Annotated in this window: 14 protein-coding genes; 6 read left to right on the forward strand and 8 right to left on the reverse strand. The window is 65.6% G+C overall.

The window, feature by feature from the left end:
- The 3 genes from JHD07_RS18545 to JHD07_RS18555 all read right to left on the reverse strand — a co-directional run.
- The coding region (locus JHD07_RS18545; protein ID WP_291624597.1) for a hypothetical protein at positions 1 to 666 on the reverse strand (666 nt) is incomplete at its 3' end.
- Between the two features lie 107 nt (positions 667 to 773).
- Positions 774 to 1,631: a MoxR family ATPase gene (locus JHD07_RS18550; RefSeq protein WP_291624598.1), complete on the reverse strand. Its 858-nt coding sequence runs from the start codon at positions 1,629 to 1,631 to the stop codon at positions 774 to 776.
- A 96-nt stretch (positions 1,632 to 1,727) separates the two neighbouring features.
- Positions 1,728 to 1,973 carry a GlsB/YeaQ/YmgE family stress response membrane protein gene (locus tag JHD07_RS18555; protein ID WP_291624599.1) on the reverse strand — a complete coding sequence of 82 codons (246 nt, stop codon included), beginning with the start codon at positions 1,971 to 1,973 and terminating at the stop codon, positions 1,728 to 1,730.
- A 123-nt stretch (positions 1,974 to 2,096) separates the two neighbouring features.
- Here JHD07_RS18555 and JHD07_RS18560 point away from each other — a divergent pair, with 123 nt between their 5' ends.
- The 3 genes from JHD07_RS18560 (at position 2,097) to sseA (ending at position 4,820) form a co-directional block, all read left to right on the forward strand.
- A complete protein-coding gene (locus JHD07_RS18560) occupies positions 2,097 to 3,272 on the forward strand; it encodes a VWA domain-containing protein (protein ID WP_291624600.1) in 1,176 nt (391 codons plus the stop codon).
- Between the two features lie 127 nt (positions 3,273 to 3,399).
- Positions 3,400 to 3,813, forward strand: coding sequence for a rhodanese-like domain-containing protein (locus JHD07_RS18565; RefSeq protein WP_291624601.1), 414 nt, complete (start codon positions 3,400 to 3,402; stop codon positions 3,811 to 3,813).
- A 155-nt stretch (positions 3,814 to 3,968) separates the two neighbouring features.
- Positions 3,969 to 4,820: a 3-mercaptopyruvate sulfurtransferase gene (gene sseA / locus JHD07_RS18570; RefSeq protein ID WP_291624602.1), complete on the forward strand. Its 852-nt coding sequence runs from the start codon at positions 3,969 to 3,971 to the stop codon at positions 4,818 to 4,820.
- A gap of 52 nt (positions 4,821 to 4,872) precedes the next feature.
- On the opposite strand, the gene JHD07_RS18575 is transcribed toward sseA, so the two are convergent.
- Positions 4,873 to 5,628: a hypothetical protein gene (locus JHD07_RS18575; protein WP_291624603.1), complete on the reverse strand. Its 756-nt coding sequence runs from the start codon at positions 5,626 to 5,628 to the stop codon at positions 4,873 to 4,875.
- A 368-nt stretch (positions 5,629 to 5,996) separates the two neighbouring features.
- Between JHD07_RS18575 and JHD07_RS18580 the strand changes: the two genes are divergently transcribed.
- Entirely contained in the window at positions 5,997 to 7,211 is a 1,215-nt protein-coding gene (locus JHD07_RS18580; RefSeq protein ID WP_291624604.1) for a L,D-transpeptidase, read from the forward strand.
- A 59-nt stretch (positions 7,212 to 7,270) separates the two neighbouring features.
- Here the strand turns inward: JHD07_RS18580 and JHD07_RS18585 are convergent, their stop codons facing one another.
- A complete protein-coding gene (locus JHD07_RS18585; protein WP_291624605.1) occupies positions 7,271 to 8,233 on the reverse strand; it encodes a D-2-hydroxyacid dehydrogenase family protein in 963 nt (320 codons plus the stop codon).
- 122 nt (positions 8,234 to 8,355) lie between these two features.
- On the reverse strand, positions 8,356 to 8,571 hold the full coding sequence (locus JHD07_RS18590; protein ID WP_291624606.1) for a hypothetical protein: 216 nt from the start codon (positions 8,569 to 8,571) through the stop codon (positions 8,356 to 8,358).
- Positions 8,572 to 8,803: 232 nt separating this feature from the next.
- Between JHD07_RS18590 and ettA the strand changes: the two genes are divergently transcribed.
- Complete coding sequence (ettA, locus tag JHD07_RS18595) at positions 8,804 to 10,453, forward strand: energy-dependent translational throttle protein EttA (RefSeq protein ID WP_291624607.1); 1,650 nt, start codon at positions 8,804 to 8,806, stop codon at positions 10,451 to 10,453.
- A 7-nt stretch (positions 10,454 to 10,460) separates the two neighbouring features.
- Positions 10,461 to 11,687, forward strand: a complete 1,227-nt coding sequence (locus tag JHD07_RS18600) for a lytic murein transglycosylase (protein WP_291624608.1) — start codon at positions 10,461 to 10,463, stop codon at positions 11,685 to 11,687.
- Positions 11,688 to 11,765: 78 nt separating this feature from the next.
- On the opposite strand, the gene JHD07_RS18605 is transcribed toward JHD07_RS18600, so the two are convergent.
- Complete coding sequence (locus JHD07_RS18605) at positions 11,766 to 12,050, reverse strand: hypothetical protein (RefSeq protein WP_291624609.1); 285 nt, start codon at positions 12,048 to 12,050, stop codon at positions 11,766 to 11,768.
- Between the two features lie 209 nt (positions 12,051 to 12,259).
- The gene (locus tag JHD07_RS18610) at positions 12,260 to 12,580 is read right to left on the reverse strand and encodes a hypothetical protein (RefSeq protein ID WP_291624610.1); all 321 of its coding nucleotides are present in this window, start codon (positions 12,578 to 12,580) and stop codon (positions 12,260 to 12,262) included.
- Positions 12,581 to 12,799: the final 219 nt, after the last annotated feature.

A 12,799-nucleotide genomic window follows, 5' to 3' on the forward strand; every position in this document is an offset into this window, starting at 1 on the left:
GATTTCGGTGGCGTCATCCCGGGCGTTGATGACGACGTCGTCGCCATTGGAGCCTGCCCCGCTGACCCGGGCCGAGCCTTCGCTGTCGTCAGCGTCGATTTGGAAGCTGCCGATGCGGACGCTGGCCTTGTCGCCCCGGGTGTCGATGCGAACGCCGGGCAGGCGGACCGAGGCGTCCTCGCCGGTCGTCTCGATGGCGAGCCCGGGAGCCCGGACCGAGGTCCGGTCGCCGGCGGCGGCCGCCCCGGCCGCAACCCCGCCGGAGTCTTCGGCAGGCCCTGTGGTATCGGCCGGGGCCCCGGTGGCGTCAGCCTCCACGGCAGCCGCGCCGATCGTGGCCATGGCACGGGGCATGTCGCTGGACAGCTGCTGTTCGAACGTCCTGAGCGCGTCAGAGGGCGTGTCGCCGTCCAGCGGCACGAGATGCAGACTGACCTCGGCGCCCCTTGGGCCGACATAGGAGCAGACTGTGCCCCCGGCGGAGGCCGAGCCCTTGCGGGTCAGGGCGCCGATCGTCTGGGGGCATTGCAGCGTCTTGACGACCTTCAGCACGCCGCTGGCTTCAGTGACCGCGCTGCGGGTCGAGGAAATGCGCACGGCGTCATCGCAGGCGGCGAGCGTGGCCGCGGCGCAGAGGGTCGGGATCAGCAAGGTGCGGAGGAGCATCGATGTGTAGTCCTGACAGTGTTCCATCCTGCGCCCACCGGATCCATTTGCCAGTGAAATCGCGGTAAGGCGGGTGACGAAACCTGTTCCTTAATGTGTTCGGGCGGTCAGGATCCGGGTCGCGAACCTTCGCGGCGATGCAGGAAGGCCAGCCGTTCGAACAGATGGACGTCCTGCTCATTCTTCAGCAGGGCGCCGTGCAGGGGCGGGATCAACCGGTTGGGAGATTTCTCACGCAGGGTCTCGGGATCCACGTCGTCGACCAGCAGCAGTTTGAGCCAGTCCAGCAGTTCCGAGGTCGAGGGCTTCTTCTTCAGGCCCGGCGTATCCCGGATCTCGTAGAAGGTCTTGAGCGCCTCGGAGACCAGCCGTGGCTTGATGCCGGGGAAATGGACATCGACGATGGACTTCATCGTCTGGTCGTCGGGGAAGCGGATGTAGTGGAAGAAGCAGCGGCGCAGGAAGGCGTCCGGCAGTTCCTTCTCGTTGTTGGAGGTGATCATCATGATCGGGCGCTGCTTGGCCTTGATCGTCTCGCCGGTCTCGTAGACATGGAATTCCATGCGGTCGAGCTCGAGCAGCAGGTCGTTGGGGAATTCGATGTCGGCCTTGTCGATCTCGTCGATCAGCAGCACCGGGCGCTGCTCGGCCGTGAAGGCCTCCCACAGCTTGCCGCGCTTGATGTAGTTCTTGATGTCCGAGACCCTGGCATCGCCGAGCTGGCTGTCGCGCAGGCGCGACACCGCATCGTATTCGTAGAGGCCCTGCTGCGCCTTGGTGGTGGACTTGATGTGCCAAGTCAGAAGCGGCGCGTTCAGCGCCTTCGCCACTTCCTCGGCCAGCACCGTCTTGCCGGTGCCGGGCTCGCCCTTCACCAGCAGCGGGCGCTCGAGCACGATCGAAGCGTTGACGGCGACCTTGAGATCGTCGGTCGCAACATAGTCCTTGGTGCCGGTAAATTTCATCGCGCGTCCTTAGTTGGTCGTCGTGCCCCAGGCCGTGCCTTGGTCACGACAAGCGAACGGCCGCGCATCGCGGCCGTTCCTGGTTCGGTCAGGCTTTCAGACCCGTTTTATCAGCGAAAGGATGACCAGCACAATCACCGCGCCGATCGTCGCGTCCACGATGGCGCCGACCGTGCCGGTTGCCAGCTGGATGTGCAGCTGCGGCAGCACCCAGCCTGCGACCAGCGCGCCGACGATGCCGACGACGATGTTGCCGATCAGCCCAAATCCCGCCCCGTGGACAATCTTGCCGGCGAGCCAGCCGGCGATGGCGCCAATGATCAGCGCTGCGACAATTCCCATTGCAAACGTCCCCAAAACAACCCCTCGAGGCCGCCAATTCTAGAGCAAAAAGCCTGCCGGTCCAGCGTCGCGCGACGGTCTCCGCCCCTTGACGTTCGCCCCCCGACGGGCAATCTGTCACCCATGTTCCTGCAATTCTTCACTTCTCTGCGCGATGCGCAGGTCCCCGTGACGCTGCGCGAATACCTCACGCTGGTGGAGGCGCTCGACGCCGACCTTGCGGACTATTCGATCGAGAACTTCTACTATCTGTCGCGCGCCTCCTTGGTGAAGGACGAGCGCAACCTCGACAAGTTCGACCGCGTGTTCGGCACGGTGTTCAAGGGGCTGGAAAACCTGCTCGACGCCATGGAGAAGGCGGAGATCCCCGAGGAGTGGCTGAAGAAGCTCGCCGAGAAGTACCTGACGGAAGAAGAGAAGAAGCAAATCGAGGCCATGGGCTGGGACAAGCTCATGGAAACCCTGAAGAAGCGCCTCGAGGAGCAGAAGGGCCGGCACCAGGGCGGCAGCAAATGGATCGGCACCGCCGGGACCTCGCCGTTCGGCGCCCATGGCTACAATCCCGAAGGCGTGCGCATCGGCCAGGAGAAGAACCGCAACAACCGCGCCGTGAAAGTGTGGGACAAGCGGGAGTTCAAGGATCTCGACGGCAATGTCGAGCTCGGCATCCGCAACATCAAGGTGGCGCTGCGCCGCCTGCGCAAATTCGCCCGCACCGGCGCGCCCGACGAGCTCGATCTCGACACCACCATCCGCGAGACCGCCAATCACGGCTATCTCGATGTGCACATGCGTCCCGAGCGGCGCAACGCGGTGAAGCTCCTGGTGTTCTTCGACATCGGCGGCTCGATGGACGCGCATATCGAGCAGGTCGAGGAGCTGTTCTCGGCCGCCAAGAGCGAATTCAAGCACATGGAGTATTTCTACTTCCACAACTGCCTCTATGAAGGCGTGTGGAAGCAGAACAAGCGCCGCTTCACCGATCGCACGCCGACCTGGGACGTGCTGCACAAATACCCGCACGACTACAAGGTCGTGTTCGTCGGCGACGCCTCGATGTCGCCTTACGAGATCATGGTGCCCGGCGGCTCGGTCGAGCACGTCAATGAGGAGCCGGGCTCGGTCTGGCTCGACCGCATCATCCGCACCTACCCGCACACGGTGTGGCTGAACCCGGTGCAGCAGAAGCACTGGGACTATTCGGAATCCACCACCATCATCAAGCGCATCTTCGCCAACCGCATGTATCCGATCACGATCGAGGGGCTGGAGAACGCGATGAAGGAATTGACGCACTGATGCCTCCCGCTGTCATTCCGGGGCGCCCGAAGGGCGAACCCGGAATCCATCGGGCCGCAATACGTGTAGAGAAATGGATTCCGGGTTCGTGCTGCGCGCGCCCCGGAATGACAAGAGGGAGAGGTATATGCCCCAGACCATTACCCGCGGCATCAAGGCGCTGATCGACGAGGCCAATGCCGAGATCGAGACGCTCTCCGCCACGGACGCCATCGAGATCTCCAAGAACGGCGACGTCGTCATCGTCGACATCCGCGACCCCCGCGAGATCGAGCGGGACGGCCGCATTCCCGGCGCGTTCGCCTGCACCCGCGGCATGCTGGAATTCTGGATCGACCCGCAAAGCCCCTACGCGAAGCCGATCTTCCAGGAGGACAAGAAGTTCGTGTTCCACTGCGCCGGCGGCCTGCGCTCCGCGCTCGCCGCCAAGACCGCGCAGGACATGGGCCTCAAGCCCGTCGCCCACATCGCCGGCGGCTACGCCGCCTGGCGCGACGCCGGCGGGCCGGTGGAGAAGTGGGAGCCGAAGAAGAAGGGGTGAGCCTCACTCCCTCCACTCGTCATTCCGGGGCGCGCGAAGCGTGAACTATGATGCGCAATTGCGCATCTGAGAATCCATTCATCCACCGACTCTGCCGCCCGATGGATTCCGGGCTCGCCCTCCGGGCGCCCCGGAATGACCACAAGGAAATGCCGATGCCCACCGACCCCCTCGTCTCCACCGAATGGCTCGCCGCCCACATCGGCGATGCCAACGTCAAGATCCTCGACGCCAGCTTCAAGCTGCCCGGCGTGCTGCCGCTGCCGAAGGACGACTATCTCGCCGCGCATCTGCCCGGCGCCGTGTTCTTCGACGTCGATGCTGTGTCGGACCATTCCAACCCGCTGCCGCACATGTTTCCGAGCGCCGAGCAGTTCGGCCGCGACGTCGGCAATCTCGGCATCGGAAATAGCGACACTGTCGTGCTCTACGATGCCGGCGGCTGGGTCGCCGCGCCGCGCGCGTGGTGGATGTTCCTGTCCTACGGCCACGGCAATGTGCGCATCCTCAACGGCGGCCTGAAGAAGTGGCGCTCCGAGGGACGCCCGGTCGAGAGTGGCGAGGTCAAGCCGACGCCCGCAACGTTCAAGGCGAACTATGACGCAAACCGTGTGCGCAGCATGCAGCAGTTGATCGCCAACGTCGAAAGCCGGAAGGAGCAGGTGATCGACGCGCGCGCCGCCGACCGTTTCGAGGGCCGCGCGCCGGAGCCGCGGCCGGGCATCCGCTCCGGCCACATCCCCGGCGCCCGCATCGTGCCTTACAATCTGTTGTTCGACGCCGCGACGGGTGAGATGAAGCCGCTGGAGGATCTGCACGCCGCTTTCACGGGTGCCGGCGTCAAGTTGGACGCGCCGATCGTGACCAGCTGCGGCTCGGGCGTCTCGGCTGGCGTGCTGACGCTCGCGCTCTATCGCCTGGGCATCACCGACACCGCGCTCTACGACGGCTCCTGGTCGGAATGGGGCCAGGCAGGCGGCCCGGCGATTGCGACCGGCCCGGCGTAGCCTCGCTGCTTCCACATCGTCATGGCCGGGCTTGACCCGGCCATCCACGTCCTCACCGCGTGCGCGCGGTCGTGGTCGTCGCGAAGGCCGGCTGCTGCGGCTGCCCGAACGGATCGAGCTGCTGCTGGAGCTGTTGAGGCGGCGGGCGCCGCACCACGCGGGGCCGCTTCTTGGCTTTCGCCGTGCGCTTGGTTGCCTTGGTGTCCGACTTGCCGCTCTCGGTCTTGGCCTTGGCGGGCGCATCCTTCACGGCCGCGGTCGCGGGATCGTTCAGCGCGGCGACCTTGGCCGCGGTCGCGGAGGCGGTGGCGCTGGGATCGGCGGCGGTCGGCTCGCTGCCGCTTGCGGCAGGCTGGACTTCGGCGATCGAAGCCGTGGTGTCGGCTTGGGTCAACGTGTCGATCGAAGCCGGCGCTGCCGCCTCCACGGTTGTTTCAGGCTTGGCCGATTCGGCAGCCGGAATTTCGGCTGCGGGCGCGGCGTCCTGGGGCTGAGCCTCGGCCTCGCTCGCGACCGCGGCGAGCTGTTCGGGCTCGCTCGCCGGCAGCCCGATGGTCGGCACCCGGTCGCGCAGCGACGGTACGGGCTCTGCGGAAACCTCCGGTTCGTCCCGCAACACTGCGAGCACCGGCTGGGCCGGCTCGGGCACTTGCGCAAACACCTGCTCCTGCGGGCCGTTCCGCCAGCCGGGGTTGCTGACATACTGCTGATGGGTCGCCCGCAGCAGCGCGGCGGCTCCTAGGCCGAACACCAGGATGGAGGTTGACAGCAGGATCGCGGCAAACAGGAAGCGAAAGCCGGGAAGCATCGAACGATTGCGAATTTCCGCCCCGGCGACGAGACGACCGGGACCCAAGAGCTATCTGAACGCGGTGACGGTACTGCTTGCCGCGTTCGCCACGCGGGAATCGGAGCTCAAAAAGGTGGCGAATCAGGCTGATTCGACCATATCGCAACGTTTGCGCCTCGCTCCGTTAAAAACGCGGCCGAACATCGCAGGCATTCACGGCGCGATGCGATTTCGACCCCGTGATGCAACGGGGCAACGGTCGTCTTACGGATCACAAATCGGCAAGTCCGGCGCAAATCGGCCTGATATGTCTTGAATGTGCCGTGATCTTCCGCCATCTGGCCGTTAACGGTCCGATCGGGCTTCGGGACTATACAAGAGCGATGATGATCAAACACTTTCTGACGATATGCGCTGCCGCAACAGTCGCTGCGACGGGAACTTCGCTCGCTCAGGCTCAGAGCTATCCGGTCCAGCAGGTGCCCAGCTACGGTGCCCCGGCCGAATACCGGCCCGGTGACCGCACGCCCAATTTCGACGCGCTCGATGACGACGACGATGCGATGCCGCATGCTTCGCTGCCGCCGCCCGGTCCGGCCGACGATCCGCGCTATGGCCGCCCCCTTGGCGCGCCCCCGGTCTACTCGGCGCTTTCGCCGCCCGGTCCGGTGTTGTCGCCTGCCGATCCGCGCTACGGCCGTCCGTCAGGTGCTCCGCCGGTCTACTCGGCCGCCCCGCCGCAAGGGCCCGTGATGTCGCCGGATGATCCCCGCTACGGCCGCCCCGCCGCGCCGCCGGCGGTGATCTACGCTGATCGCCCTCCCCAGCAGGCGCCGGCCAATGACGGCCTCCGTCCGCCCGAGGCCGTCGGTGGTCCCGCCGCGACCGGGACGGTTCAGGCCGGCCAACCGCCCGTCGGCACCGATGGCCGCCCGGTGACCTTGGCCGCGCTGCCGCCCGAGGAGCAGCCCGATGCCGCGCCGGTGCAGCTGCCGCCGAACCTGCGCCGCCAGGAGGTTTCGTTCCAGACCAAGGAGCCGGCCGGCACGCTCGTGGTCGATACGCCCAACACCTACCTCTATTACGTGCTCGGAGGCGGCCGCGCGATCCGCTACGGCGTCCGCGTCGGCCGCGACGGCTTCACCTGGACCGGCGTGCAGAAGATCACCCGCAAGGCCGAGTGGCCGGATTGGCATCCGCCGACCGAGATGATCGAGCGCCAGCCCTATCTGCCGCGCTTCATGGCCGGCGGCCCCGGCAATCCGCTCGGCGCCCGCGCGATGTATCTGGGCTCGACGGTGTACCGCATCCACGGCACCAACCAGCCCTCGACGATCGGCAAGTTCGTCTCCTCCGGCTGCATCGGCATGCTGAACGAGGACGTCTCCGACCTGTTCGAGCGCGTCAAGGTCGGCACCCGCGTGGTCGTGCTGCCGGGCGGCCCGCCGCCGGGAACAGCAACTGCCTCCGCCGCGCCGACCCCGGGCGCAGCCGCACCCGGTGTTGCTGGTCCGGCTCCGATGTCGGCCCAGGCCGGCCCGGTCCCCGGGACGCAGCCGACCGTGGTGCCGCCGCTGCCCGCACCGGTCACCGTGCGCTGAGCGCTGCGACAAGAGTTCGAATTGCAATGGGCGTGCCTTGGGGCACGCCCATTGTCGTTTCAGGCCAGCCGGCGCGGCAGCTCTGCGCCCTTCGTGAAGGCGTCGATCGCCTCGACCATCTGGCCGTAATGGATGCGCAGACCGTCCGTGGTGGCGTAGCCGAGGTGAGGCGTCAGCACGAGATTGTCGAGCTTGCGGAAGGGATGGTCGACCGGCAGCGGCTCGACCGAGAACACGTCGAGCCCGGCGCCCGCGATCTTCCGCTGCTGCAGCGCCTCGAGCAGCGCCTGCTCGTCCACGATCGGCCCGCGCGCGGTGTTGACGAGGAACGCCGTTGGCTTCATGCGCGCCAGATCGGCGCGGCTGACGAGACCGCGTGAGCGCTCGCTCAGCACCACATGGATGGTGACGATGTCGGCCTTGGCGAACAACTCGTCCTTGGTGGCGTAGCCGACGCCGGCCGCCGCGCATTTCTCCGGCGTCAGGTTCGGGCTCCAGGCGATCACGTTCATGCCGAACGCCTTCGCAATGCCCGCCATCTTGCTGCCGAGCTTGCCGAGCCCGACGATGCCGAGCGTCAGGCCCTCGATCTCGACGCCGGCAAAACTCTGCCAGGGCTCGCCGGCATGCATGCGCGCGTTCTCACGGCCGATGCCGCGGGTCAGTTCCAGGATCAGGCCCATGGTGAGCGGCGCGGTGGGATCGCGGGAATATTGCGTGCCGCCGACGGCGATGTTGCGTGCCTTGGCTGCCTCCATGTCGATCGCCGCGTTGCGCATGCCTGAGGTCAGCAGCAGCTTCAGCTTCGGCAGGCTCTCGAACAGGCTCTTCGGGAAAGCGGTGCGCTCGCGCATCGCGCAGATGATGTCGAAGTCGGCGAGCGCGCTGGCTGCGGCCTGCTCGGAGACGAAGGGATGGCTGAACACGGTGACATCGATGCGGTCGGATAGCTTCGACCAGTCCGCGACGTCCAGGGCGAGATTGAAGTAATCATCGAGAATTGCGCAGCGCAGCCGGCTCATCAGTGGTCATCCATGGCGTGAGGTAACGGCGCGGGCGGGGCGCCATCGTCGGAACCATGGTTGCGCGCAATCAGTCCCGCGCGCAAGCTGCTCGCGTCGTCAAAATCCGACAGGCAAGCGGCTCAGAGATCGCGGCGCTTCAGCCGGACCGGCGCATCCATGCCGTGCTTGGCGCGCCACGCGGGGCCGGGGCCGCGCATGTAGTGCAGTTCGGGCCGGTAGGGGTTGAAGGCGGTGGCGAAGAAGCGCTTGAAGAAACCCTTGATCTCCGAGCCGAGCGCGGAGGAGCTGCCGGCTTCGGCCGGAACAGGAAGTGAATGGGTGTCGATCAGAGCCATGACGCTGTCTCGCTATGCTCCCGCTTGTTCTGAGCGAGGGGCGCTGTTGCCGCGCGAGACCGAGCATTCGGCCTGATTGATTAAAAGATGGTTTCAATTGTCCGGATCTGGCCCGGATGGTGTCTGGACCGTATTCATCCGTAGTGAACGGACGGAAAACATTGCCCTTTGAGGGCGGGATCGCTACATCGGCGACAGCAAATCTCCTCAAATTGAAGGTGTCACGGGACCCATGGCGCGCCAGTTCATCTATTTCATGCAGGGCCTGACCAAGAGCTACCCGACCCGGAAGGTGCTCGATAACATCCATCTGAGCTTTTACCCCGATGCCAAGATCGGCGTGCTCGGCGTCAACGGCTCGGGCAAGTCGACCCTGCTCAAGATCATGGCCGGCCTCGACAAGGAATATACCGGCGAAGCCTGGGTCGCCGAGGGCGCCCGCGTCGGTTACCTCGAGCAGGAGCCGCAGCTCGATCCTGCACTTTCAGTGCGCGAGAACGTCATGCAGGGCGTCGCCAAGCAGAAGGCGATCCTCGACCGCTACAACGAGCTCGCGGTGAACTATTCCGACGAGACTGCCGACGAGATGACCAAGCTCCAGGACGAGATCGAGGCCCAGGGCCTCTGGGATCTCGACAGCAAGGTCGACCAGGCCATGGACGCGCTGCGCTGCCCGCCCGACGACGCCGATGTCACAAAACTCTCTGGCGGTGAGCGCCGCCGCGTCGCGCTGTGCAAGCTGCTGCTCGACCAGCCCGAGCTGCTGCTGCTGGACGAACCGACCAACCATCTCGACGCCGAATCCGTGTCGTGGCTGGAAGGGCACCTTCGCAACTATCCCGGCGCGATCCTGATCGTCACCCATGACCGCTACTTCCTCGACAACGTGACGGGCTGGATCCTCGAGCTCGACCGCGGCCGCGGCATCCCCTACGAGGGCAATTACTCGTCCTGGCTGGTGCAGAAGCAGAAGCGCCTGGAGCAGGAAGGGCGCGAAGACGCCGCGCACCAGAAGACGCTGGCCCGAGAGCAGGAATGGGTGGCGTCATCGCCGAAGGCACGTCAGGCCAAATCGAAGGCGCGCTACCAGCGTTATGAGGAACTGCTCAAGAAAGCGAGCGAGAAGCAGACCCAGACCGCGCAGATCATCATTCCGGTGGCCGAGCGGCTCGGCGCCAACGTGGTCGATTTCGAAGGCCTCAGCAAAGGCTTTGCCGACCGCCTGCTGATCGACAATCTCACCTTCAAGCTGCCGCCTGGCGGCATCGTCGGCGTCATCGGCCCCAACGGCGCCGGCAAGACCACGCTATTCAGGATGATCACCGGGCAGGAGAAGCCCGATGCTGGGACGATCACGGTCGGGGAGACCGTGCATCTCGGCTATGTCGACCAGTCGCGCGATGCGCTCGACGGCAAGAAGACCGTGTGGGAGGAGATCTCCGGCGGCAACGAGCTGATCCTGCTCGGCAAGAAGGAAGTCAATTCGCGCGGCTATTGCTCGGCGTTCAACTTCAAGGGGGCGGACCAGCAGAAGAAGGTCGGCGCGCTCTCCGGCGGTGAACGCAACCGCGTGCATCTCGCCAAGATGCTGAAGTCCGGCGCCAACGTCCTGCTGCTCGACGAACCGACCAACGACCTCGACGTCGACACGCTACGCGCACTGGAAGAGGCGCTAGAGGACTTTGCCGGCTGCGCCGTCATCATCAGCCACGATCGCTGGTTCCTCGACCGCATCGCGACCCACATCCTGGCCTTCGAAGGCGAGAGCCATGTCGAATGGTTCGAGGGCAACTTCCAGGATTACGAGAAGGACAAGATGCGCCGTCTCGGCCAGGACAGCATCATCCCGCACCGGGTGAAGTACAAGAAGCTGACGCGGTGAGTCCTGCATGATGCGGCGGGCGCTCATCGCTGCGGTGATCGTGGTCACCTGCGGCTCGACATCCGCCCGCGCCGCAGACGCGGCCTTCACGCAGTTCATCGCCTCGCTGTGGCCGGAAGCCCAACAGGCCGGCGTCTCGCGGGCGACGTTCGATCGAGAGACGCGCGGGCTCGAGCCCGACTACAAGTTGCCCGATTTGATCCTGCCGGGACGGCCGGCGACGGGCGCGCCGTCACAGGCCGAGTTCGTGCAGGTGCCTGCCGACTACGTCAAGGAAGCGTCGATCGCGCGGCTCGCGGGCGAGGGCCAGCGGCTCCTGCAGAAATATCGCCCTGTCCTGAGTGAGATCGAAAACAAGTCTGGCGTGCCGGCAACCGTGATGCTGGCGATCTGGGGCCGCGAGACCGACTACGGCCGCTACGCGCTGCCCTATGATCTCGTGCGCGTGCTGGCGACGCAGGCCTATGTCGGCCGGCGCAAGGACCAGTATCGCAACGAGTTCATACTCTCGCTCAAGCTTCTCGGCGAGGGCGTGGTGACGCGCAAGGACATGCGCTCGTCCTGGGCCGGCGCCACCGGGCTCACGCAGTTCCTGCCCTCGGAATATTACAAGCACGGCGTCGATTTCGACGGCGATGGCCGCATCGACATCTGGCGCTCGGTGCCGGATGCGCTGGCTTCCGCCGCGCAGCAGCTCGTCAACAAGGGTTGGCAGAGCGGTGTGCGCTGGGCCTATGAGGTACAGGCGCCTGCGAAGGCCGATTGCACCACGGGCGTACCCGAGGTGACGAAGCCGATCGGCCAATGGATGCGCGAAGGCTTTGTCCCCGTGCGCGGCCAAAAGCTCAACGCCGCCGAGCAGGCGCAGCCGGCCTCGCTGCTGCAGCCCGAAGGCATCTACGGCCCGTCGTTCCTCACCACGAAGAACTACTTCGTCATCAAGGAGTACAATTTCTCCGACCTCTACGTGCTGTTCGTCGGCCACCTTGCCGACCGCATCACCAATCCGCTGCCGTTCGCGACGCCCTGGGCGGCCTCCAAGCAGCTACGCACCAAGGATGTCGAGACGATGCAGCGCGGGCTCACCCGGATCGGGCTCTACAAAGACAAGATCGACGGCAAGGCCGGCATGCAGACGCGTGCGGCGCTCGGTGCCTATCAGAAGTCGGCGGGCCTCAAGGTCGATTGCTGGCCGAGTGAAGAGGTGCTGCGTTCGATCCAGGCGGCGCGATAGCGTGCGCAAATAAAAAGCCCGGCCGAGGTGCTCGGCCGGGCTTTCCGATCGCGGCGCGCATGCGCCAAAGCGATCAGATCAGTAGCAAACGCGAACCGGGCGGACGACCCAGCCATAGCCGTCCCAATAACGCTGGCGCTGCCAGTAGCAGGGCGGGGGCGGCGGGCCAGGCTCGGCCACGTAAACGGGACCGCCATAGGCCGGACGGCTCGAGGCGATCGCGCCGCCGACGATCGCGCCACCGATCAGCCCGGCCGCGATACCGGCACCGATGTTGTCACCGGCTTTCGCCGGCGGCGTTGCGGTCACCAGCGAACCGGCGACCGTCGCGAGCGTAAGGGCGGCAACTAAAGTCTTCTTCATGCTCTAGGCTCTCCTGGGAGATGGGTCCTCTCGTTAGAGGCACCCGGGTTTCAAAGGTTCACGCACACTCTGATGGAATTGGCCTTGCAGCTAGGAAGCGCGCAATTGGTCAATCCACGGTAAACGCACACGGAGCTGTGACGAGAAAAAGCGGTGTTTTTCGGGCCCCAGGATGAACGCCGCATCCGTACTGAATCGGTCAGCGCGCCTCAGCCGCAGACTCGGACGCGGCGGACGCGCCAGGCATAGCCGTCCCAGAAGCGCTGCTTCTGCCAGACGCAGCCGCCGTAATAGTCGTCGGCAACATAGCCCGGACCGGGAGCGTAATAGCGGGGCGGGTAGTAGCCCGGCCCATAATACCCATAGCCGGGTCCGTAATAATACGGAGAGGCCAGCGCTCCACCGACGATGGCACCACCGATGATCCCAGCCGCCACGCCTGCAGCGACACCGCGCTGGGCTTGGGCCGGTGTTCCGGCCGCCATGGCGACGGTAGCGGCGGCGGCGACCACCAGGAGCAGCTTCTTCATTGGCTTGACCTTTCGCATAAACACGCGGGAACTGTTTGGGACGCAAGGTTCCATACTTCGCTTGAATGATCAATGAACGGCCCCCTTGGCGGGGGCGACCAAGTGGCAGGACCGCAGCTTCACCGGGAGAGGATGATGAGTAGCGCGATGGTCAGTGCATTGGTCGCAGCCGGAGTCGTTTGCGCGATCGGCTATGGCTGGATCGCGCACGTCCAGAAT

The organism is Bradyrhizobium sp. (assembly GCF_016462955.1).
GTDB lineage: Bacteria > Pseudomonadota > Alphaproteobacteria > Rhizobiales > Xanthobacteraceae > Bradyrhizobium.

Excerpts from the sequence above, each read along its gene's own strand:
- JHD07_RS18605 (WP_291624609.1), bottom strand. The coding sequence starts at position 12,050 with ATGAAGAAGACTTTAGTTGCCGCCCTTACGCTCGCGACGGTCGCCGGT.
- JHD07_RS18585 (WP_291624605.1), bottom strand. The coding sequence starts at position 8,233 with ATGAGCCGGCTGCGCTGCGCAATTCTCGATGATTACTTCAATCTCGCC.
- JHD07_RS18580 (WP_291624604.1), top strand. The coding sequence starts at position 5,997 with ATGATCAAACACTTTCTGACGATATGCGCTGCCGCAACAGTCGCTGCG.
- JHD07_RS18610 (WP_291624610.1), bottom strand. The coding sequence starts at position 12,580 with ATGAAGAAGCTGCTCCTGGTGGTCGCCGCCGCCGCTACCGTCGCCATG.
- JHD07_RS18565 (WP_291624601.1), top strand. The coding sequence starts at position 3,400 with ATGCCCCAGACCATTACCCGCGGCATCAAGGCGCTGATCGACGAGGCC.
- JHD07_RS18550 (WP_291624598.1), bottom strand. The coding sequence starts at position 1,631 with ATGAAATTTACCGGCACCAAGGACTATGTTGCGACCGACGATCTCAAG.
- JHD07_RS18600 (WP_291624608.1), top strand. The coding sequence starts at position 10,461 with ATGATGCGGCGGGCGCTCATCGCTGCGGTGATCGTGGTCACCTGCGGC.
- ettA (WP_291624607.1), top strand. The coding sequence starts at position 8,804 with ATGGCGCGCCAGTTCATCTATTTCATGCAGGGCCTGACCAAGAGCTAC.
- sseA (WP_291624602.1), top strand. The coding sequence starts at position 3,969 with ATGCCCACCGACCCCCTCGTCTCCACCGAATGGCTCGCCGCCCACATC.
- JHD07_RS18575 (WP_291624603.1), bottom strand. The coding sequence starts at position 5,628 with ATGCTTCCCGGCTTTCGCTTCCTGTTTGCCGCGATCCTGCTGTCAACC.
- JHD07_RS18590 (WP_291624606.1), bottom strand. The coding sequence starts at position 8,571 with ATGGCTCTGATCGACACCCATTCACTTCCTGTTCCGGCCGAAGCCGGC.
- JHD07_RS18560 (WP_291624600.1), top strand. The coding sequence starts at position 2,097 with ATGTTCCTGCAATTCTTCACTTCTCTGCGCGATGCGCAGGTCCCCGTG.
- JHD07_RS18555 (WP_291624599.1), bottom strand. The coding sequence starts at position 1,973 with ATGGGAATTGTCGCAGCGCTGATCATTGGCGCCATCGCCGGCTGGCTC.